The organism is Microbacterium sp. G2-16M, from assembly GCF_055809115.1.
Genome location: NZ_CM147897.1, coordinates 862,732 through 881,910 on the forward strand (window position 1 = coordinate 862,732; position 19,179 = coordinate 881,910).

Sequence of the window (19,179 nt, forward strand, 5' to 3'; positions counted from 1 at the left end):
ATCACGCCGCCCCGTCGAACATGCTCGTCACCGAGCCGTCGACGAACACCTCGTGGATCGCCCGCGCCAGCAGCGGGGCGATCGGCAGGACCAGCAGCCCGGGGAACATCTTGTCGGCCGGCAGCGGGAGCGTGTCGGTCACGACGACCTCGTCGATCGCGTCGTCCTGCAGCCGCTGGACCGCCGGGTCGCTGAACACGGGATGCGTGGCGGCGACGATGACCCGCTCGGCCCCGTTCTCCTTCAGCGCCTGGGCGGCCTTCAGGATGGTGCCGCCGGTGTCGATCATGTCGTCCACGAGCAGGCAGACGCGGCCGCGGACGCGGCCGACGATCTCGTTGACCGTGACCTGGTTGGCCACGTTCGGGTCGCGGCGCTTGTGGATGATCGCCAGCGGCGCGTCCAGGCTGTCCGACCACTGGTCGGCAACGCGCACCCGGCCGGTGTCCGGCGAGACCACCGTGAGCTTCGCGCGGTCCTCTTCGCTGAGCGTGCGCACGAAGTGATCCAGCAGCACCGGCTTGGCGAACAGGTGGTCCACCGGCCCGTCGAAGAAGCCCTGGATCTGCGCGGCATGCAGGTCCACGCTCATCACCCGGTCCGCGCCCGCCGTCTTGAGCAGGTCGGCGACCAGGCGGGCGCTGATCGGCTCGCGACCGCGCCCCTTCTTGTCCTGGCGCGAATACGGATAGTACGGCGCGACGACGGTGATGCGCTTCGCAGAGGCCCGCTTGGCAGCATCCAGCATGATCAGCAGCTCCATCAGCCACTCGTTCACCGGCGGACCGAACGACTGGACCAGGAACACGTCGCAGCCTCGGATCGACACCTCGAAGCGGGTGAGGATCTCCCCCGAGGCGAACGTCCGGTACTCGGTGGGCACCAGCTCGGTGCCCAGCGCGGCCGCCACTTCGGCGGCGAGGGCGGGATTGGAGCGGCCGGAGGCGACCACCAGCCGCTTCTTGGTCTTGGCGACCAGACCCGGCGCTATGCCCCGGACGCGATCGAGGTCAACCTTCTTGTCCTTGTGGCTCATCGCCCGCCTTCTGTGCGGACCGTGCGCGGGCGGCGACATCCGCCGCAGCCGTGCCCGATCGGTTCTTCTCGACCCACCCCTCGATGTTGCGCTGGGGTGCCACGCTGAGTGCCAGGGCTCCGGCAGGAACATCCTTGCGGATGACGGCACCGGCCCCGGTCTTCGCGCCTTCTCCGATCCTAACCGGCGCGACGAAGACGTTGTGCGAGCCGGAGTGGACCTCGTCGCCGATCTCGGTGCGGTGCTTGGCGACGTCGTCGTAGTTCGCGGTGATGGCGCCGGCGCCCAGGTTGACGCCCGTGCCGATCGTGGCGTCGCCGATGTACGAGAGGTGCGGCACCTTGCTGCCGGCGCCGATGGTGGAGTTCTTCGTCTCCACGAACGTGCCGATCTTGCCGTTCGCGGCCAGGACGGTGCCCGGACGCAGATAGGCGAACGGGCCGACGGTGGCGTCGGCCCCGATCACCGCGAGGGTGGCGTCGGTGCGGCGCACGGTGGCCCGCTCCCCCACCTCGCAGTCGACGAGGCTGGTGTCCGGCCCGATCACGGCGCCGGCCTCCACGCTCGTGGCGCGGAGCACCTGGGTGCCCGGCAGCAGTGTCACATCCGGTGCGAGCGTCGCCGTCACATCGATCCAGGTGGTGGCCGGGTCCATCACGGTCACGCCCTCCAGCTGCCACCGCCGCACGGTGCGCGCGTTCAGCAGCCGCCCGACCTCGGACAGCTGGGCGCGGTCGTTCACGCCGTAGGTGACGGTGACGTCGTCCACGACGGATGCCGACACCACGGCGCCGGCCCGACGCAGCAGTCCCGCGACATCGGTGAGGTACTTCTCGCCCTGTGCGTTGTCGGTGCCCACCCGCGGCAGGTGCGTGCGCAGTGCGTCCGCGCGGAACACGTACACGCCGGCGTTGATCTCGCGGCCGGCGGCCTCCTCGGCGCTCGCGTCCTTCTGCTCCACGATGCGCTCGACCGCGCCGTCCGCATCGCGGATGACCCGCCCGTACCCGTGCGCGTCGGCCACGACGGCCGACATGAGCGTCGCCGAAGCGCCGATCGCGCGATGCTCGGCGACGAACGCGGTCAGGGTCGCGGCATCCAGCAGCGGCACGTCCCCGGACAGCACCAGCACGTCCCCGTCGAACCCGCCCATGGCCTCGAGTGCGACCTCGACCGCGCGCCCGGTGCCCGGAACCGCGTCCTGGTCGACGATGCGCGTGCCCGGGGCGGCATCCGCCACCGCCTGCGCGACGAGGTCGCGCTCGTGCCGGACCACGACGAGCACGTCGGCGGGGTGCAGCGCGCGGGCGGTGTCCAGCACGTGGCCGACCAGCGGACGCCCGCCGATCCGGTGCAGCACCTTCGGGACCGCGGAGCGCATCCGGGTGCCCTGCCCTGCGGCGAGGATGACGACGGCAAGACGAGGATCGGCGTTCTCTGACATGCTCCGCCGCCAGGACTCGAACCTGGACTTAACAGCTCCAAAGGCTGTCGTGCTGCCATTACACCACGGCGGACCGGCCGCACTGCGACCGGGGTCAAGTCTGCCAGATCGCGCCGGGTGCGCCGCCTGGCCGATAATGGCAGGATGACCGCGCAGACCGACGAAGTCGACCGGATCGTCGAGGCGTGGATCTCTCAGCGTCCCGACCTGGACTTCTCTCCGCTGGAGGTGCTCTCGCGGGTCGACCGGCTCTCACGGCACCTGGATCGCGCCCGCCGCGACGCCTTCCGCCGCAGCGAGCTCGAGCCGTGGGAGTGGGATGTGCTGTCGGCGCTGCGCCGCGCGGGCGAGCCGTTCCGGCTGACCCCGAAGCAGCTGCTGCAGCAGACCCTGGTCTCGTCCGGCACGATGACCAACCGGATCGACCGCCTCGTCGGGCGTCGACTCGTGCGGCGCGAGGGCGATCCGGCCGACGGTCGCAGCATCCTGGTGGTGCTCAGCGACGACGGCAAGACGCGCGTGGATGCCGCGATCACGCGTCTGGTGGACGCCGAGGCCGTGCTCCTGTCCCGGCTCTCGCGCACCGACCGCGAGCGGCTGGCCGCTCTGCTGCGCAAGCTCAGTCTCAGCTTCGACGTCTGAGCCGGCTCAGTCGATGATCGGCGGGTGCGGCGCGAGCCGGCTCGAGGGCAGCCAGCCGACCTCGTCACCGCGATCGAAGAAGTGGCGGAACGCGTAGACCAGCGGATGCCACAGCCGCGGGTCGATCTCGTCGCCGTCCACGATCGCGGGGTCGGCGTGCACGCGCACCACCTCGGCCTCGACCATGAAGTATCCGCCGTCCAGGCCCGGGGTCATCCGGCGCACGACCGCCTCGAACTGCAGCAGGCACTCCTGCACCCGCGGCGCCGCCACCCGGTCCGACGACTGAGGTGTCAGGTGCGCGGCCGTGAACTTGTCGCGCGCGAACGCATAGCGCTGGGCCTTGGCCGCCGGCACCGGGTCGCGCCCGGTCAGCCGCGACAGGCGCACGAGCGCCGGCCACAGCGCCGGCGACGGGAAGTTCACGGTGATGTCCGGACGCTCGGCCATGTTCAGCGCGGTCTGCCCGTCGGCCTCGATCCCCAGGCACAGCATGTCGCCCAGCGCCCAGTGCGACGACGCGGCGGCGAGATTGGCCGAGCCGTCGGCGTTGACCGAGCCGATCAGGTATGCCGGCGTTCCCACGTACAGGACATGGGGGCGGGCGACCACGTGCGTGGCGGCCGGCGCGGAGGCGGGCTGCTCGGCGGTCATGATCCGAACGTATCAGCGCCGCCGGATCGTCCGGCCGCGTGTGACGCGGTGGCAGGATGAAGCCATGGACCACGACGACGGGATGCTGCGGCCGCCGCCGGACGCGTCGACCGAGCCGGTCGGCGGCGATGCGGCGTGCTGGCTGCCGAGCCTGTGCGCGGACTGCGGCGCGATGATCGAAGGTCCGCCGGGGACGGCCTGCTGGCGGTGCGGCGGCACCCGGCGCGAGGGCGACGTCTGAATGGACGGCATCCGCTACGAGTTCGAGGCGACGCTGTTCCGCCGGCAGAGCGAGGGCGTCGATCTCGGCGACACCGTGCGGGTGGGCATCGAACCCGTGCCGTAGCCTGGAACGGATATGGCGCATCTTCTCGGGGCACAGACCCTGCACCTCGAGTACCCCACCCGGATCGTGTTCGATTCCGTCACCCTCGGCGTCGACGAGGGCGACCGGATCGGCATCGTGGGCCGCAACGGCGACGGCAAGTCCAGCCTGCTGGCCATGCTCACCGGCCGGATCGAGCCCGACTCCGGGCAGGTCACCACCCGCGGCGGCGTGCGCATCGGCGCACTCGAGCAGCACGACACGCTGGACGACGACGACACCGTGTCGCGCGCGGTCGTCGGCGAGATCCCCGAGCACGTCTGGGCCGGAGACGCCCGCGTCCGCGACGTCATCGCCGGTCTGCTCGGCGATCTGGACTGGCAGGGCCGGATCGGCTCGTTGTCCGGCGGCCAGCGTCGCCGGGTGGCGTTGGCGGCGCTGCTGGCCCAGGACCTGGACGTCATCGCCCTGGACGAGCCCACCAACCACCTCGATGTCGAGGGCATCGCCTGGCTGGCCGGGCACGTCAAGCGCCGCTGGCCGTCGGGCTCGGGCGCCCTGCTGGTGGTCACTCACGACCGCTGGTTCCTGGATGAGGTGTGCACCGCGACCTGGGAGGTGCACGACCGGCTGGTCGAGCCGTTCGAGGGCGGCTATGCCGCCTACATCCTGCAGCGCGTCGAGCGCGACCGGCAGGCGGCCGCGATCGAGCAGCGGCGGCAGAACCTCGCACGCCGCGAGCTGGCCTGGCTGCGCCGCGGCGCTCCCGCCCGCACCTCCAAGCCGAAATTCCGGATCGACGCGGCCAACGAGCTGATCGCCGACGTCCCGCCGCTGCGGGACGAGGTGGCGCTGCGCGCCCTCGCCGTCTCGCGTCTGGGCAAGGACGTCGTCGACCTGCTGGACGCGTCGGTCGCCTACCCCGACCCCGACAGCGGCGCCGAACGCGAGGTGCTGCACCAGGTGGAATGGCGCATCGCCCCCGGTGAGCGCACCGGCATCCTGGGTGTGAACGGCGCGGGCAAATCCACCCTGCTCGGCCTGGTCGAGGGCACCGTCATCCCCACCGGCGGTCGGGTCAAGCGCGGCAAGACCGTGCAGGTCGCGGCGCTCTCGCAGCGGATGGACGAGTTGGATCCGCACCTGCACAAGCCCGTGCGGGTGGTGCTGGAAGGGCTGCGGACCACCTACACGTTCGGCGCCGGATCGAAGGCGACCGAGCTCACTCCCGGACAGCTGCTGGAGCGGATGGGCTTTTCCAGCGTGCAGCTGTCCACTCCGGTGAAGGACCTGTCCGGCGGCCAGAAGCGCCGGCTGCAGCTGCTGCTCGTGCTGCTGAGCCAGCCGAACGTGCTCATTCTGGACGAGCCGACCAACGATCTGGACACCGACATGCTCGCCGCGATGGAGGAGCTGCTGGACTCGTGGCCGGGGACGCTCCTGGTCGTCTCGCACGACCGCTACTTCGTGGAACGCGTCACCGACCAGCAGTACGCCATCCTCGACGGTCGGTTCCGGCATCTGCCCGGGGGTGTGGACGAATACCTGCGACTGCGGACCGACCAGCGCGCCGCGCAGCGCTCGCACCGGTCCGCGGCGCCGGCGAGACCGGATGCCGCGGCTTCGGCATCCGCTTCGGCATCCGCTCCGGCCCTTGCCGGGGCCGACCGCCGCACCGCCGAGAAGGAGGTGTCCGCGATCGACCGGCGGCTGCACCGGCTGCAGCAGGAGATCGCCGCACTCGACCAGCAGCTCGCAGCATCCCACGACGACTACGACGCGCTGATCCGACTGCAGGGTCAGCGCGACGCGCTCACCGGTGAGTGCGCGACGCTCGAGGAGCGCTGGCTCGAGCTGTCCGAGCGCCTCGAGGGCTGAGTCGGGTCGACGCTCAGGCCACCACCGCCGTCTGCGCGGCCGGCTCGATCCGGATCACCACCGACTTCGAGGCCGGGGTGTTGCTGACCTCGGCGGTCGCGCCGAGCGGCACCAGAGGGTTCGCCTCGGGGAAGTAGGCCGCCGCGCAGCCGCGCGCCGTCGGATAGGACACGAGCCGGAACGCGCGCACGACCCGGTCGACCCCGTCGCTGAACTCGCCGTGCACGTCGACCCGCTGGCCGTCGCGCAGGCCGAGCTCGGCGATGTCGAGCGGGTTCACGAAGATGACGTCCCGTCCCTTCTTCACTCCGCGGTACCGGTCGTTCAGGCTGTAGATCGTCGTGTTGAACTGGTCGTGCGCGCGCACGGTCTGCAGCAGCAGCCGACCGGGCGGGCAGTCCACGACATCCAACCGGTTCACGGTGAACATGGCCTTGCCGGTGGCGGTGGGGAACGTGCGCGAATCGCGCGGACCGTGCGGCAGCACGAAACCGCCCTCGTGCCGGATCTTCGCGTTGTAGTCCTCGCAGCCGGGGACCACGTGCGAGATGTGCTCGCGGATCGTGTCGTAGTCGTGCTCGAAGCCGGCCCAGTCGACGTTCACCGTGTGGCCGAGCGTGGCCTGGGCCAGCCGGCTGATGATCGCGATCTCGCTCAGCAGGTGCGGGGCGACCGGTTCGACCTTGCCCCAGGAGGGATGCACCGCGCACACCGTGTCCTCGACCGAGACGAACTGCTCCCCCGACGCCTGACGGTCGATCTCGGTGCGCCCCATGGTCGGAAGGATGAGCGCCTCGCGACCGACGACGGCGTGCGACCGGTTCAGCTTCGTGGAGATCTGCACCGTCAGCTCGGCCTTCTGCATCGCCTCTTCGGCCGCATGCGTGTCGGAGACCGCGGAGACGAGGTTGCCGCCCAGGGCCACCCACACCTTGATCCGCCCGTCGGCGAGGGCGCGGATGCCGTCGACGCTGTCCACGCCGTTCTCGCGCGGCGGATCGAAGCCGAACTCCTCCTGCAGCTTGTCCAGGAACGCCGGCGGCATCTTCTCCCAGATGCCCATCGTGCGGTCCCCCTGCACGTTGCTGTGCCCGCGGATCGGCGAGGCACCCGCACCGGGCTTGCCGATGTTCCCGCGCAGCAGCAGCAGGTTCATGATGTCCTTGATGGTGGCAACGGCCCGCTTGTGCTGGGTCAGCCCCATCGCCCAGGTGATGATCACGCGGTCGGCCCGGATGTACCGGTCGGCCAGGCCGCCGATCTCGCCGGCGGTGAGCCCGGTCGCCCGCAGCACCTCGACCTCGTCCAGGCTGCGCAGGCTCTGCGCGAACTCGTCGAACCCGTGGCAGTACCGGTCGATGAAGTCGTGATCCAGCACTGTGCCGGGCTCGGCCTCTTCGGCCTGGAGCACGCGCTTGGCGACCGCCTGCATCAGCGCCTGGTCGCCGGCGAGACGGATCTGCAGGTAGTCGTCGGCCAGCCCCGTGCCCTTGCCGATCCATCCGCCGATCTTCTGCGGGTTCTTGTACCGCATCAGCCCGGCTTCGGGCATCGGGTTCACGGCGACGATGGTCGCTCCGGCCTGCTTGGCCTCTTCCAGGGCGGTCAGCATGCGCGGGTGGTTCGTGCCGGGGTTCTGGCCCATGATGATGATCAGGTCGGCCTTGGCGAAGTCGTCGTAGGTGATCGTGCACTTGCCCACTCCGATCGTCTCGCCGAGGGCCGCACCGGTGGATTCATGGCACATGTTCGAGCAGTCGGGCAGGTTGTTCGTGCCGAACGTCCGCGCGAACAGCTGATAGGCGAACGCGGCCTCGTTCGAGGTGCGCCCGCTCGTGTAGAACGCGGCCTGGTCCGGCGAGTCGAGCCCGCGCAGCTTCTCGGACACGATCCGGAACGCCTCGTCCCACCCGACCGGCTCGTAGCGGTCGCTGTCGGCGGCCTTGTAGACGGGCTCGACCAGCCGGCCCTGCATCCCGAGCCAGTACTCGGACTCCTCTTTCAGCACCGAGATCGGATGCTCGCGCCAGAACCCGCTCGGGACGGTGACCGGCGTCGCCTCCCAGGTGACGGCCTTCGCCCCGTTCTCGCAGAACTCCGCGACCTTGCGATGGTCGGGATCCGGCCACGCACAGCTCATGCAGTCGAAGCCGTCCTTGTGGTTCATCGAGGTGAGCAGCTTCGCCGCACGCGAGACGCCCATGTCCCTCGCGGCCGGTCCCACCGAGTACAGGATGCCGGGGATGCCGGCGGCCCACGTCTTCGGCGGGGCGATCTGGAGGTGCTCCCGGTCGTCGACCTTCCGCTCGGTCGCTGCCTGTTCACTGGTCATGGCGCACTTCCTCCATGCACGGGTTCGTCACTGCTCCCAGGCTTACGCCTGAGTGCGACAACCCGCAACCCCTGCCCGCGGGTCCTTGAACTTCGGTCCGGGTGAGGACACGATGAGGGCAAGGGGAACCTCACGAAGATCTAAGAAGGTTCATCATGCAGTTCGCAGTGTCGATGTTCCCACCCCTGGCCCTCGGCTTCTTCGGCCTCGGAACCGGCTACCTCATCTACGGCCCGCAGGAGCTGTTCGGATGGCCGCGAAGAGACGAGCGGGTCGATCGCGCCACCGGCGTCTGGGGCATCTGGTTGCCCGGCTTCTGCCAATTCGTGACCGGGCTGATCCTGTTCATCGGCCTCACCTGGTTCCAGGTGTTCAAGGAACCGCCGCTGTACATGGCGGCTCTGGCCTTCTCGGCGTACGGCATCCACTGGTTCGCGATCGGCTACAACCGCTACCGCGGAAACGACCCGCGCCCGAACGCGGGCATGTGCGTCGCGTTCTTCATCATCTCGGTCGTCGGCCTGGTGGTGTTCTTCGTCGCCGGGGACTGGCCGGTCGGCCTGCTGTTCGTCGGGCTGGCGCTGATCTACCTGTCGGACTTCTTCGCCGCGATCGGGATGACGTGGGGCGAGCGCGCGCTGGGCCTCTGGCACACCCTGACCGGGCTGTGGCTGATGTACCTGATGGTCGCCGTGGCGTTCGACTACTCCCTCGGCTGGTCGCTGGCGGTCTGACCGGCCGCATGCCCATCGCCGCCGTCGCCGCATGTGTTCCCCCCGCGGCGACGACGACGATGTCGGGCGCGCCCTACTTCAGACCGTTGTCGGCCAGGAACGCCTTCGCGATGTCGGCGGCGGACTTCTTGTCGACCGTGTTCTGCACGTTCATGTCGACCAGCGCCTCGGGGGTGAGCTTGGCCTGGACGGCGTTGAGGGTGTCGGCGACCTTGCCCTGGATGTCCTTGCTGATCACCGGGACGACATTGGAGGCCAGGATCATGCCCTTCGGGTCCTTCAGCACGACCAGGTCGTCGGTCTTGATCCGCGGGTCGGAGGTGTACACGTCGGCGACGTTGACCGTGCCGGCCACGAGATCCTCGACCGTGGTGTCGCCGGTCGCGGTGAACCCGATGTCGATGCCGTAGATGCTCTTCAGCCCCTTCGGCCCGTACGGGCGATCGGCCAGTTCGGGGTTGCCCCCGAGCGTGAGCTTCTCCTTCACATTGGCCAGGTCGGCGATGCTCGTCAGGTGATACTTGTCGGCGAAGGCCTTGGTCACGGTGTACGAGTCCTGGTCGGTCGCGGTCGCCTGATCGAGCACCGTCAGCCCCTCCGGCATCGCCTTCTGCAGTGCGGCGTACACCTCGTCCGGCGCGGTGGCGGTGGCGTTCTTGTCGAGGAACTGCAGCAGGTTGCCGGTGTACTCGGGGAACACCTGGATCTCGCCCTTCTCGATCGACGGCATGTAGGCATCGCGCTGGCCGATGTTGAACTTGCGCTCGACCTTCAGGCCGGCGCCTTCGAGCGCCTGCGCGTAGGTCTCGGCGATGATCTCGTTCGAGGCGTAGGCCTGCGAGCCCACGACGATCGTGGAGGAGTCGCCGCCGGCCGATCCGGAGTCGGACGGACTGAGCGGATTGCTGGACGCGCAGCCGGCCAGTGCCAGCGCGGCACCGACGATCGCGGCAGCCACGGCGAGGGTCTTCTTCGCGGTGATCATGGTGCTTCTCTTTCTCTCGGGGAGGGGTGTTCGGGACGGTGGTCAGGTGGCCGGGGACAGCACTGGTTCGGGCTCTTCGGACGCCCGCCGCGGGCGCGGGCGGGCCCGCACTCCGCGCGGCACGCTGATCCGCTGGAGCAGGGCGAACAGCCCGTCCAGCACGAGGGCGAGCGCGGCGACGAGGATGGCCCCGCCCAGGACCATGTCCAGCTGCTGCAGCGGGATCCCGGCGATGATGTACTGGCCGAGTCCCCCGATGCCGACGTACGAGGCGATCGTGACGGTGGCCACGACCTGCAGCACCGCGGAGCGGATGCCGGCGACCAGCAGCGGCATCCCCAACGGCACCTCGATCCGCCACAGCACCTGCCACGGCGTCATCCCCATCGACCGGCCCGCGTCGATGACCGAGCGGTCGATGGCCTCGAAGCCGGAGTAGGCGCCGGCCAGGATCGACGGGATGCCGAGGATCACGAATGTCACGATCGCCGCCTCGGGCTTGTGGATGACGCCCAGCAGCAGGACCAGCAGGATGAAAAGTCCGAAGGAGGGAACGGCACGCGCGGCGCCCGAGATCGCCACCGCGACATCCCGCCCGCGCCCGGTGTGGCCGATCAGCCAGCCCAGCGGCACGGCGATGAGGACGGCGACCAGCACGGAGACCACGGTGTACAGCAGGTGGATGCCGATGGCCTCCGGCACCGGATCGGTCCCGGACAGGTCCCCGGAGAAGATCCACCGGATCGCGTCGATCAGGAAGTTCATGCCACCGCCTCCTGCGCCCGGGCCGACGCGGAACGGCGCCGACGGGTCCGCCGCGCCCAGGGCATGAGCAGGCGCCCGCCGACCACGAGGATCACATCGATGACGACCGCGATGACGACGACGGCCACGATGCCGGAGAAGACCTCGATCAGGATGCGCCGCTGCAGCCCGTTGGTGAACAGGTAGCCGAGATTGGTCACCCCGACCAGGATCCCGACCGTCGCCAGCCCGATGGTGCTGGAGGCCATCACGCGCAGACCGGCGAGGATCACCGGGCCGGCCAGCGGCAGATCGACCGCCCAGAACCGCCGGAGCGGGCCGTAGCCCATCGCCACGGAGGCCAGGCGCACGTCCGGGTCGACCGATGCGAGGCCGTCGGCCACCGCCCGGACCATCAGCGCGATCCCGTAGAGGGTGAGCGCGACGATGAGGTTGACGTCGCTGATGTAGCTGGTGCCGAGGATGACCGGCAGCAGGGCCAGCAGCGCCAGTGACGGGATCGTGTACAGCAGCCCGGTGATCACCAGGATCGGTCCGTGCAGCAGCCGGTACCGCCAGGCGACCCAGCCCAGCGGCACCGAGACCACGAAGCCGAGGAGGATCGGGATGACGCTCTGCCGCACGTGCACGAGGGTCAGCTCGAGGATCAGTCCGATGTTGTCGGCGATCCAGCTCACCCGGCGGCACCTCCCTCGACCAGCGCCCCCTGGGTGCGCCCCTGCGCGTCGACCACGACCGTGCCGCGGGTCGTCTCCTTCAGGTGCAGCGCACGGGTCCCGCGTTCGGCGCCGATGAAGCTGGCGACGAACTCGGATGCCGGGTTCTCGATGATCTCGCTCGGACTGCCGACCTGGGCGATCTGCGCTCCGACCTGAAGGATCACCACCTGGTCGCCGAGCAGGAAGGCCTCGTCGATGTCGTGCGTGACGAACACGATGGTCTTGCCGATCTCGCTCTGCAGCCGGATCAGCTCCTGCTGCAGGTCGGCGCGCACGATCGGGTCGACGGCGCCGAACGGCTCGTCCATCAGGAGGATGTTCGGGTCGGCCGCCAGGCCCCGGGCGACGCCCACCCGCTGCTGCTGGCCGCCGGAGAGCTGGCTCGGGTAACGGTGGGCCATCTGCTCGTCCAGCCCCACGGTGCTCATCAGCGCGCGCGCGCGGGCGCGGGCATCCTTCTTCTTGATGCCCTGCAGCACCGGGACCGTGGCGATGTTGTCCTCGACGCTCAGATGCGGCAGCAGGCCGGAGTTCTGCATGACGTAGCCGATGCTGCGGCGCAGCGCCACCGCCGATCGTGTGGCGATGTCGACGCCGTCGATCTCGATCGCGCCCGCGGTGGTGTCGACCATCCGGTTGATCATGCGCAGCAGGGTGGTCTTGCCGCAGCCGCTGGAGCCGACGAACACCGTCGTCTTGCGCGCGGGGATGACCAGGCTGAAGTCCCGCACGGCACGGGTGCCGTCCGGGAACTGTTTCGAGACGTCGCGGAACTCGATCATGGTCGGGTCCGTCCGCCGTCCGCGACGCTCAGTCGCCGACCTCGACGTCCGGCGCGAACGCGATGTAGCCGGCGAAGTCCCGGCCGACCCGCTCGATCGCGCCGGGGTACGGCTCGGGGTAGGCCCAGGCCCGGTCCGCGAGGATCTCGTTGCCGATCTTCACCGAGTAGTACTGGCACTCGCCCTTCCACGGGCAGGTGTACGGCGTGTCGCTGGTCTGCAGCAGCGCCTTGTCGACGGCGGCCGGCGGGAAGTACCAGTTCCCCTCGATCCGGACCAGGTCGGCCTCGTCCGCTTCGGCGATGGTGGTCTCTCCGACTCGTGCTCTCACGGTGCTCTCCTGCCGCTCGTTCTTGCCGCTCATGGATCCAGGTGCCCTACGAGGGTAGTCCAGCCCTCCGACATCCGGCCCGAGCGTTACCCCGATCAGTACCAGAAGCTCAGCTGCGGCGCCTCGGGCCAGGACAGCACCCGCGCCGCCGCCGCGGCATCCGTCGTCTCCACCCGGCCGGCGGCCGCCAGGGTCGCCAGCGAGACCGCACCCAGGTAGGCCGCCGACAGTTCGGTCGTCCCCAGCCGGACCACCGGGATGTCGCTCGCGTCCGGCCCATCGTCCGGCCGGACCCGACCGATCCCGGCCGCATCGGTCTCCAACAGCCACCGACCGCCGCTGATTCCCACCGGATCGGCCACATCAAGCACGACCGCCCCGGCGGCGTGGTAGCGGCGACCCTGCAGCGCGGCCGGAATGTCGAGCACGCGAAGGTAGTGATGGTCGTTGAGCGTGATCGTCGCGGCGCGCTGGTCCGAGATCATCCACCACAGCGGCTCGTCCGTGGACAGCTCGCTCGCCGTCACGGTGGCGATCAGGGGCAGCTCGATGAAGTAGCGCCACAGCCCGGCATACGCCTGGGCGTCCTCGGCCACCAGCGAGGTGATCCGCACGCGCGACTTCGTGAAGTCGTCGTGGTTCTCGGTCGCGGTGTACAGCGCCACCCCGCGCACGGTGCCGGATGGGTCCGCGTACTGCACGGCGCGGATGCGGCCGGGCTTGTCGGCGTCCGGATTCGTCCCGGTGAAGCGGTCCCAGTGCCCCGGCGGGATGGCGATCTCGCCCGGTCGATGCACGCGGATGCGCTCGTGGACCACGGGTGCGAGGCGCCGCGCGAGATCGCGCGGGATGGCGTCGACCCGCCCGGGCGCGACCGGTCCCGCCCAGGTGGCGCGCTTCGTGTCGATGACCCACTCGGTGGCCGGGACGGCGGGCGCGAAGCCGTAGCGTCCGTAGATCGTCGACTCGCTGACCGTCAGGCCCGCCAGCGGGATGCCGAGGGATGCCGCATGACGCAGCTCCCCCTCCATCATCGCGCGGGCGATCCCCCGCCGCTGATGTGTGGGCGCGACCGTCACCGCGCTGATCGCCGCCATCGGCACTGCGACGCCGCCGGGGACCGAGACCTCGGCCGCCCAGGATGCGAACGTGCCCACCGGCACCTCGCTCTGCGGGCTGCCCGGGTCGAAGACGCCGATCCGGCGGCGATAGCCGCCCGCCGCCATCGACGCCGCGATCTGCTCGTCGGCCGGTTCGGGATCCAGGAAGCCGCGCGAGACCGCGTGCAGCCAGCCGTCCACCGCAGGCCGGGCATTCGGCACGAGGCGCAGCTCGAGCCCGATCCGCTCCAGCGACGCCGCGGCGGCGTCGTCGACGGGTCCGTCGTGGTGTCGTGTGCGCAGGTCGTCGTCCATTCGGATCCCTTCGACGGCGGCTCAGGAGGGCATGATGCGCGCGCCGGGAACCGGGCCGTGCACGTGCAGGGTCTCGTGTCCGGCCGCGCTGAGGACCACACGCAGAGCGATCGCGGACTTCTCGTCGTCGGCGAGGAACGCGACGGTGGGTCCCGAACCCGACACCAGACCGGTCAGCGCGCCCTCGGCCAGGCCCAGGTTGATCAGGTCGTCCAGCTCGGGTCGCAGGCGGAGCGCGGCCGGGGTGAGGTCGTTGTGCGAGGTGGCCGCCAGCATCCGGGCATCCCCCTGCCGCAGCGCGTGCAGCACCGGGGGGAACACCGCCGGCCGTTCCGGCGCGGCCGGGACGTACGGCGCGGGGTTGGCGCGGTACTCGTCCAGCTCGGCATACACCTCGGGGGTCGACATCCCCTGCCTGCTGGTCACCAGCACCCAGTCGAATCGACCACGCGCCAGGGCCGGGCTGAGCTGGTCGCCGCGACCGGTGCCCACCGCCGTCCCGCCCATCAGCGCGAACGGCACGTCCGCGCCGAGGCGGGATGCCACCGCCAGCAGATCGCCGGTGGGCAGGCCGGCCCCCCACAGCGCGTCGCAGGCGAGCAGGGCGGCTGCGGCATCCGCCGACCCGCCGCCCATGCCGCCGGCGACCGGGACGCCCTTGTGGATGCGCAGGTGGACGCCGTCGGGCCAGCCGATCTCGGCGGCCAGCAGGCGGGCGGCCCGCACCGCGAGGTTGCTCTCGTCGAGCGGAACGGCGTCCACGTCCACGCCCCCGTCGACCTCGACGGTGAATTCGTCGGATGCCTCGGCCCAGACGTCCTCGTACGCCGAGACGGCCTGATAGGCCGACGCGACCTCGTGATAGCCGTCCGCACCCGGGCCGCCCACCTCGAAGAAGACGTTGATCTTCCCCGGGGCGCGCACATGCACGCGGTCCAGGACGACGGCTTCGCTCACAGTGCGGTCGACTCCGCCCAGAGGTCGACGTCGATCGCGTCGCTGACCGCGTCGATCCGCTCCAGCTCCTCGGTGTCGAACGCCGGACCGTTCAGCGCGGCCAGGTTCTCGTCCAGCTGCGCGGGACGGGACGCCCCGATCAGCGCCGAAGCCACGACATCCTCGCGCAGCACCCACTGCAGGGCGAGCTGGGCCAGTGTCTGGCCACGCTCGGAGGCGATGGTGTCCAGGCTCCGCAGCGCCGACAGCGCCGCGTCCGAGAGCCGTCGGTTCGGCAGCGACGAGCGCTGCTGGGCGCGTTCGGCCGTGCCGTCGGCGAGGTACTTCGCGGTGAGCAGGCCCTGGGCGAGCGGGGTGAACGCGATCGCCCCCATCCCCTCCTGGCGCAGCACGCCGGTCAGCCCGTCCTCGACCCAGCGGTTCAGGATCGAGTAGGCCGGCTGGTGGATGACCAGCGGGGTGCCCAGGCTCCGCGCGACCGCCTTGGCCTCGGCCGTGCGCTGCGCGCTGTACGACGAGATGCCCACGTGCAGCGCCTTGCCCTGCCGCACGAGCGTGTCCAGGGCCCCGATCGTCTCCTCCACCGGAGTGTCGGGGTCGGCGCGGTGCGAGTAGAAGATGTCGACGTACTCCAGTCCCATGCGGGTCAACGACTGATCCGCGCTGGCGAGGATGTACTTGCGGCTGCCGAGATCCCCGTACGGGCCGGGCCACATGTCCCAGCCGGCCTTGGACGAGATGATCAGCTCGTCCCGGTAGGGACGGAAGTCCTCGCGCATCATGCGCCCGAAGTTCGTCTCGGCGGATCCGTACGGCGGCCCGTAGTTGTTCGCGAGGTCGAAGTGGGTGATGCCGGAGTCGAACGCGTGCCGGAGCAGCTCGCGCTGCCGGTCGAACGGGATGTTGTCGCCGAAGTTCCACCACAGGCCGAGCGAGATCGGCGGAAGGTAGAGGCCCGACTGGCCCACCTGCCGGTAGCCGAGCCGCCGGTAGCGGTCGTCGGCGGCCGTGTACGGCCGATGGATGTCGTCGATGTCACCGCGGAATCGTGTCTGCTCGCTCACTCGTCCAGGGTATCGATTCACGGGCGGGTGCGTGGGCGGGTGCACGAGGATGTCGGAGGGTCATGATACGAAGCTTTGAGCGAGTCAGGTCGAGAAATCGCGCCGAATTCTCTGCGGAATCTCTTGCCTTGATCGTGCGTTTGTTCTCGTCTAGAGGCATGGAAGCGCCGTCGCAGACCGTCCCCGAGCGGATCGACGACGCGTTCGTGCTGCGCTCGCTGTTCTCCGACGCCGAAGCCGAGCAGTATGCGGCCAACCGCCGCGAGGCGCGCCGCTGCGAGGCGCTGGCCGATGTGCTCGAGTACGCCCGTCGCCATCCCGAGCTCTACGTCTCGGCCGATCCGGACGGTCCTGATCCGCTGGCCGGACGCGCGATCCCGCCGCTGGGCGGCGATGCCGAGCTGGCGACCCGGTGCGCCGTCGCCGAGGCCGGCTCGCGCCTGAACTTCACCGAGCATCAGGTGCGCTCGCTCGCCTCGACCGCCCAGCACGCGCGCACCCGGCTGCCGCTGACCTGGCACGCCGCCCGCGAGGGCCTGCTCACGGTCGCGCACGTGGAGGCGATCCTCGGTCAGCTGCCGGTGTTCGGCACCCGCCCCGAGCTCGTCGGCGAGTTCGACCGACTGCTCAGCAAGGTCGCCCTCCATGCCACGGTCGGCGCCACCCGGCACAAGGCTCGGGACGTGGCCGATCGGCTCACCAGCCGCACCCGCACGCAGCGGCACGCCGAGGCCTTCGCGCGTCGCAGGGTGGAGGTCGAGGATGTCGCGGACGGCATGGCGTGGGTGCATGCGCTGGTCTCCGCCGAGCGAGCGCACGCCGCCGATCGCGGGATCACCGCCACGGCGAAGAACATGACCACCGACGAGCGCGACGGTCGCACGCACGCCCAGCTGCGTGCGGATCTGTTCGCCGACCTGCTCACCGGCGTCGGCCCGGATCGGATGGTCACGACCAAGGTGTTCGTCACGATCCCGCTGGACCGGCTCTCCCCCGCGGCCCGCACGTCGGTCCGCTCCGGCACATCGGCCGCGACGTCGACCGGAACGTCGACCGGGACGGGGCTGGATCTGAACCGCGACTGCCTCATCCCCGGCGAGGGCAGGATCGACGATGCCACTGCCCGCCAGCTGCTCCTGGATGCCGGTGCGTTCACCCGGGTCATCACCGACCCGGTCAGCGGGGTCATCCTCGACATGGACCGCCGATCCCGTCGGGCGACACGTGCGCAGCGCGACTGGCTCGTGCTGCGGCACGGCACGTGCCTGCGTGACGGCTGCACGCGGCTGGCCATCGACGCCGACATCGATCACCATTGCGCGTATCACGGCCGCGGTCGGGGCGCGACCGACATCGACAACCTCGATCCGCTGTGCGATCCCGATCATGCGATGAAGGACACGACCCGCATCCGACATCGGCGGCGGGACGATGGGACGATCGAGCGCGAATTCCCGACCGGGCACCGTACGGCGAACCCGTTCGCCGGTATCGAAGAGCGCGTGCGTGCGCTGCTCGATCGCGCCGGCCCCTATCCCGACGACCCGCCGTTCTGACGCGCGATGGCGACGAAGTCGTCGATCGTGAGCTGCTCGCCGCGCACCGTCGGGTCGATGCCCGCCTGTTCCAGGACGGCGGATGCCGCGGACGCCGAGCCGCCGAGCACGCCGGACACCGCCTGACGCAGCATCTTCCGGCGCTGACCGAATGCGGCATCCACGATCTCGAACGTGCGGCGTCGCTCCCCCTCGGTGCCGCGCGGCTGCGGGTCGCGGGTGAACGCGACCAGCACGCTGTCCACATTCGGGACCGGCCAGAACACCTGCCGCGACACGGTGCCGGCCAGCCGCCACGGCCCGTACCAGGCGGCCTTCACGCTCGGGCCGCCGTACACCTTCGATCCCGGTCCGGCCGCGAGCCGCTCCCCCACCTCGGCCTGCACCATCACCACGCCGCGCTCCAGCTGCGGGAAGGTGTGCAGGAAGTGCAGCAGCACCGGGACGGAGACGTTGTACGGGAGGTTCGCGACCAGCACCGTGGGGTCGCCGGGCAGCTCTGCGATCCGCAGGGCATCGGCATCCACCACCGCGAGCGCGTCCGGGTCCACGCCGTGCGATGCCGCAGTCTCGGGCAGCCGTGCGGCCAGCCGGTGGTCGATCTCGACGGCGGTGACCCGCGCCCCGGTCTCGAGGATCGCCAGCGTGAGCGAGCCGAGCCCCGGCCCGACCTCGACCACGTGCTCACCCGCCCGCACCTGCGCGATCTGGACGATCCGCCGCACCGTGTTCGCGTCGACGACGAAGTTCTGCCCGAGCTTCTTGGTCGGGGTCACGTCGAGGGCGGCGGCGAGTGCGCGGATCTCGCCCGCGCCCAGAAGTGTCACGGGCATGCTCACCATCCTGTACCACCGGTGTCGGCCGTGATGAAGCCGGCGTCGTGCGCGGCCCGAAGCAGCCGTTGGTCACCCGACGCGAAGAGGACCTCACGCGCCCGGATGAGGGTCGCCGAGGCGAGGTGGACGGCGTCGTATCCGCGCAGCGCATGCGTGACCGCCAGGCGAGCGGCTCGATCGACGAGGTCCGAGAAGACTTCTATCAGCGTCAGCTCGGTCGCCAAGCGCCAGACATCCTCCTGGACGGCATCGTGTTCATGTTCGGTCAGTCGCCCCAGCCGGTGCGCCTGTCCCACGGCCGCGGCGGCCTCAACGAGGATCAGCCGAGTGCTCACCACCCGATCGGCGTCGCCCCACAGGCGGCTGGCAGCCGTTGATCCGGACTCCTGGACGACGAGTGGAAGGAATGCCGAGGTGTCGAAATAGACGATCATTCGCGCTGCTCGGACACGATATCGCTGACGGGGCCTTCGGTGACGTGCGGCCGGGGACGAGGCCGATGCGTGTGACGCGGCGGCATCGCCAGCCCTTCGTCGATCAGTCGCTGGAGTGCGGCATCCCCTTCGAGCGGGATGATCTGCGCCACGGCGACGCCACGATCGGTGATCGTCACACGATCACCGTTGTGGGCAGCCGTCACGTATGCGCTGAGCTGCGCCTTCAACGCACGGATCCCGACTCGGCCCATCAGCGCTCCCGTCCCTGTAGTCACATTCTACGACGC

At 70.3% G+C, this 19,179-nt stretch carries 20 protein-coding genes and 1 tRNA gene; 5 read left to right on the plus strand and 16 right to left on the minus strand.

Annotated features, from left to right (window positions below; all coding sequences use genetic code 11):
* Position 1: 1 nt before the first annotated feature.
* The 3 genes from AC0L6F_RS04290 to AC0L6F_RS04300 form a co-directional block, all read right to left on the minus strand.
* Complete coding sequence (locus tag AC0L6F_RS04290) at positions 2–1,036, minus strand: ribose-phosphate diphosphokinase (RefSeq protein WP_274638000.1); 1,035 nt, start codon at positions 1,034–1,036, stop codon at positions 2–4.
* Positions 1,011–2,480 carry a bifunctional UDP-N-acetylglucosamine diphosphorylase/glucosamine-1-phosphate N-acetyltransferase GlmU gene (glmU, locus tag AC0L6F_RS04295; protein WP_473539277.1) on the minus strand — a complete coding sequence of 490 codons (1,470 nt, stop codon included), beginning with the start codon at positions 2,478–2,480 and terminating at the stop codon, positions 1,011–1,013. The genes AC0L6F_RS04290 and glmU overlap by 26 nt, the downstream gene beginning before the upstream one ends.
* A 1-nt stretch (position 2,481) precedes the next feature.
* A tRNA-Gln gene (locus tag AC0L6F_RS04300) sits at positions 2,482–2,553 on the minus strand.
* Positions 2,554–2,624: 71 nt separating this feature from the next.
* On the opposite strand from AC0L6F_RS04300, the gene AC0L6F_RS04305 reads away from it, so the two are divergent.
* A complete protein-coding gene (locus tag AC0L6F_RS04305; protein WP_274637998.1) occupies positions 2,625–3,122 on the plus strand; it encodes a MarR family winged helix-turn-helix transcriptional regulator in 498 nt (165 codons plus the stop codon).
* Between the two features lie 6 nt (positions 3,123–3,128).
* Here the strand turns inward: AC0L6F_RS04305 and AC0L6F_RS04310 are convergent, their stop codons facing one another.
* The gene (locus AC0L6F_RS04310) at positions 3,129–3,776 is read right to left on the minus strand and encodes a flavin reductase family protein (RefSeq protein ID WP_473539278.1); all 648 of its coding nucleotides are present in this window, start codon (positions 3,774–3,776) and stop codon (positions 3,129–3,131) included.
* 64 nt (positions 3,777–3,840) lie between these two features.
* Between AC0L6F_RS04310 and AC0L6F_RS04315 the strand changes: the two genes are divergently transcribed.
* Together AC0L6F_RS04315 and AC0L6F_RS04320 are read left to right on the plus strand one after the other, a co-directional pair.
* The gene (locus AC0L6F_RS04315; RefSeq protein WP_259612211.1) at positions 3,841–4,017 is read left to right on the plus strand and encodes a hypothetical protein; all 177 of its coding nucleotides are present in this window, start codon (positions 3,841–3,843) and stop codon (positions 4,015–4,017) included.
* A gap of 117 nt (positions 4,018–4,134) precedes the next feature.
* A complete protein-coding gene (locus AC0L6F_RS04320) occupies positions 4,135–5,979 on the plus strand; it encodes an ABC-F family ATP-binding cassette domain-containing protein (RefSeq protein WP_473539279.1) in 1,845 nt (614 codons plus the stop codon).
* Positions 5,980–5,992: 13 nt separating this feature from the next.
* Here the strand turns inward: AC0L6F_RS04320 and AC0L6F_RS04325 are convergent, their stop codons facing one another.
* Complete coding sequence (locus AC0L6F_RS04325; RefSeq protein WP_473539280.1) at positions 5,993–8,311, minus strand: FdhF/YdeP family oxidoreductase; 2,319 nt, start codon at positions 8,309–8,311, stop codon at positions 5,993–5,995.
* A gap of 155 nt (positions 8,312–8,466) precedes the next feature.
* Here AC0L6F_RS04325 and AC0L6F_RS04330 point away from each other — a divergent pair, with 155 nt between their 5' ends.
* Positions 8,467–9,045, plus strand: a complete 579-nt coding sequence (locus AC0L6F_RS04330) for a hypothetical protein (protein WP_473539282.1) — start codon at positions 8,467–8,469, stop codon at positions 9,043–9,045.
* Between the two features lie 73 nt (positions 9,046–9,118).
* On the opposite strand, the gene AC0L6F_RS04335 is transcribed toward AC0L6F_RS04330, so the two are convergent.
* The 8 genes from AC0L6F_RS04335 to AC0L6F_RS04370 form a co-directional block, all read right to left on the minus strand.
* A complete protein-coding gene (locus AC0L6F_RS04335) occupies positions 9,119–10,030 on the minus strand; it encodes an ABC transporter substrate-binding protein (protein ID WP_259612213.1) in 912 nt (303 codons plus the stop codon).
* 42 nt (positions 10,031–10,072) lie between these two features.
* Positions 10,073–10,795 (minus strand): ABC transporter permease, encoded by a 723-nt coding sequence (locus AC0L6F_RS04340; protein WP_473539283.1) that lies wholly within the window; start codon positions 10,793–10,795, stop codon positions 10,073–10,075.
* The gene (locus tag AC0L6F_RS04345) at positions 10,792–11,472 is read right to left on the minus strand and encodes an ABC transporter permease (RefSeq protein WP_473539284.1); all 681 of its coding nucleotides are present in this window, start codon (positions 11,470–11,472) and stop codon (positions 10,792–10,794) included. The genes AC0L6F_RS04340 and AC0L6F_RS04345 overlap by 4 nt, the downstream gene beginning before the upstream one ends.
* Positions 11,469–12,296 carry an ABC transporter ATP-binding protein gene (locus tag AC0L6F_RS04350; protein WP_473539285.1) on the minus strand — a complete coding sequence of 276 codons (828 nt, stop codon included), beginning with the start codon at positions 12,294–12,296 and terminating at the stop codon, positions 11,469–11,471. The genes AC0L6F_RS04345 and AC0L6F_RS04350 overlap by 4 nt, the downstream gene beginning before the upstream one ends.
* 28 nt (positions 12,297–12,324) lie before the next feature.
* Positions 12,325–12,627: a DUF427 domain-containing protein gene (locus AC0L6F_RS04355; RefSeq protein ID WP_259613162.1), complete on the minus strand. Its 303-nt coding sequence runs from the start codon at positions 12,625–12,627 to the stop codon at positions 12,325–12,327.
* Between the two features lie 95 nt (positions 12,628–12,722).
* Complete coding sequence (locus AC0L6F_RS04360; RefSeq protein WP_473539286.1) at positions 12,723–14,042, minus strand: GNAT family N-acetyltransferase; 1,320 nt, start codon at positions 14,040–14,042, stop codon at positions 12,723–12,725.
* A gap of 21 nt (positions 14,043–14,063) precedes the next feature.
* Positions 14,064–14,999, minus strand: coding sequence for a 4-(cytidine 5'-diphospho)-2-C-methyl-D-erythritol kinase (locus AC0L6F_RS04365; protein WP_473539288.1), 936 nt, complete (start codon positions 14,997–14,999; stop codon positions 14,064–14,066).
* Positions 14,996–16,063, minus strand: coding sequence for an aldo/keto reductase (locus AC0L6F_RS04370; protein ID WP_473539289.1), 1,068 nt, complete (start codon positions 16,061–16,063; stop codon positions 14,996–14,998). The genes AC0L6F_RS04365 and AC0L6F_RS04370 overlap by 4 nt, the downstream gene beginning before the upstream one ends.
* 158 nt (positions 16,064–16,221) lie before the next feature.
* Between AC0L6F_RS04370 and AC0L6F_RS04375 the strand changes: the two genes are divergently transcribed.
* Complete coding sequence (locus tag AC0L6F_RS04375; protein WP_473539290.1) at positions 16,222–17,619, plus strand: HNH endonuclease signature motif containing protein; 1,398 nt, start codon at positions 16,222–16,224, stop codon at positions 17,617–17,619.
* Here AC0L6F_RS04375 and rsmA read toward each other — a convergent pair.
* The 3 genes from rsmA to AC0L6F_RS04390 are packed head-to-tail and all read right to left on the minus strand — an operon-like array spanning position 17,595 to position 19,143.
* Positions 17,595–18,452, minus strand: a complete 858-nt coding sequence (rsmA, locus tag AC0L6F_RS04380) for a 16S rRNA (adenine(1518)-N(6)/adenine(1519)-N(6))-dimethyltransferase RsmA (protein WP_259612217.1) — start codon at positions 18,450–18,452, stop codon at positions 17,595–17,597. The two genes, AC0L6F_RS04375 and rsmA, sit on opposite strands and share 25 nt — an antisense overlap.
* Positions 18,453–18,454: 2 nt before the next feature.
* A complete protein-coding gene (locus AC0L6F_RS04385) occupies positions 18,455–18,889 on the minus strand; it encodes a type II toxin-antitoxin system VapC family toxin (protein WP_473539291.1) in 435 nt (144 codons plus the stop codon).
* The gene (locus AC0L6F_RS04390; RefSeq protein WP_473539292.1) at positions 18,886–19,143 is read right to left on the minus strand and encodes a type II toxin-antitoxin system Phd/YefM family antitoxin; all 258 of its coding nucleotides are present in this window, start codon (positions 19,141–19,143) and stop codon (positions 18,886–18,888) included. Before AC0L6F_RS04390 ends, AC0L6F_RS04385 begins: the two co-directional genes overlap by 4 nt.
* Positions 19,144–19,179 lie beyond the last annotated feature (36 nt).

Excerpts from the sequence above, each read along its gene's own strand:
- AC0L6F_RS04290 (WP_274638000.1), bottom strand. The coding sequence starts at position 1,036 with ATGAGCCACAAGGACAAGAAGGTTGACCTCGATCGCGTCCGGGGCATA.
- glmU (WP_473539277.1), bottom strand. The coding sequence starts at position 2,480 with ATGTCAGAGAACGCCGATCCTCGTCTTGCCGTCGTCATCCTCGCCGCA.
- AC0L6F_RS04305 (WP_274637998.1), top strand. The coding sequence starts at position 2,625 with ATGACCGCGCAGACCGACGAAGTCGACCGGATCGTCGAGGCGTGGATC.
- AC0L6F_RS04310 (WP_473539278.1), bottom strand. The coding sequence starts at position 3,776 with ATGACCGCCGAGCAGCCCGCCTCCGCGCCGGCCGCCACGCACGTGGTC.
- AC0L6F_RS04315 (WP_259612211.1), top strand. The coding sequence starts at position 3,841 with ATGGACCACGACGACGGGATGCTGCGGCCGCCGCCGGACGCGTCGACC.
- AC0L6F_RS04320 (WP_473539279.1), top strand. The coding sequence starts at position 4,135 with ATGGCGCATCTTCTCGGGGCACAGACCCTGCACCTCGAGTACCCCACC.
- AC0L6F_RS04325 (WP_473539280.1), bottom strand. The coding sequence starts at position 8,311 with ATGACCAGTGAACAGGCAGCGACCGAGCGGAAGGTCGACGACCGGGAG.
- AC0L6F_RS04330 (WP_473539282.1), top strand. The coding sequence starts at position 8,467 with ATGCAGTTCGCAGTGTCGATGTTCCCACCCCTGGCCCTCGGCTTCTTC.
- AC0L6F_RS04335 (WP_259612213.1), bottom strand. The coding sequence starts at position 10,030 with ATGATCACCGCGAAGAAGACCCTCGCCGTGGCTGCCGCGATCGTCGGT.
- AC0L6F_RS04340 (WP_473539283.1), bottom strand. The coding sequence starts at position 10,795 with ATGAACTTCCTGATCGACGCGATCCGGTGGATCTTCTCCGGGGACCTG.
- AC0L6F_RS04350 (WP_473539285.1), bottom strand. The coding sequence starts at position 12,296 with ATGATCGAGTTCCGCGACGTCTCGAAACAGTTCCCGGACGGCACCCGT.
- AC0L6F_RS04360 (WP_473539286.1), bottom strand. The coding sequence starts at position 14,042 with ATGGACGACGACCTGCGCACACGACACCACGACGGACCCGTCGACGAC.
- AC0L6F_RS04375 (WP_473539290.1), top strand. The coding sequence starts at position 16,222 with ATGGAAGCGCCGTCGCAGACCGTCCCCGAGCGGATCGACGACGCGTTC.
- rsmA (WP_259612217.1), bottom strand. The coding sequence starts at position 18,452 with ATGCCCGTGACACTTCTGGGCGCGGGCGAGATCCGCGCACTCGCCGCC.
- AC0L6F_RS04385 (WP_473539291.1), bottom strand. The coding sequence starts at position 18,889 with ATGATCGTCTATTTCGACACCTCGGCATTCCTTCCACTCGTCGTCCAG.
- AC0L6F_RS04390 (WP_473539292.1), bottom strand. The coding sequence starts at position 19,143 with ATGGGCCGAGTCGGGATCCGTGCGTTGAAGGCGCAGCTCAGCGCATAC.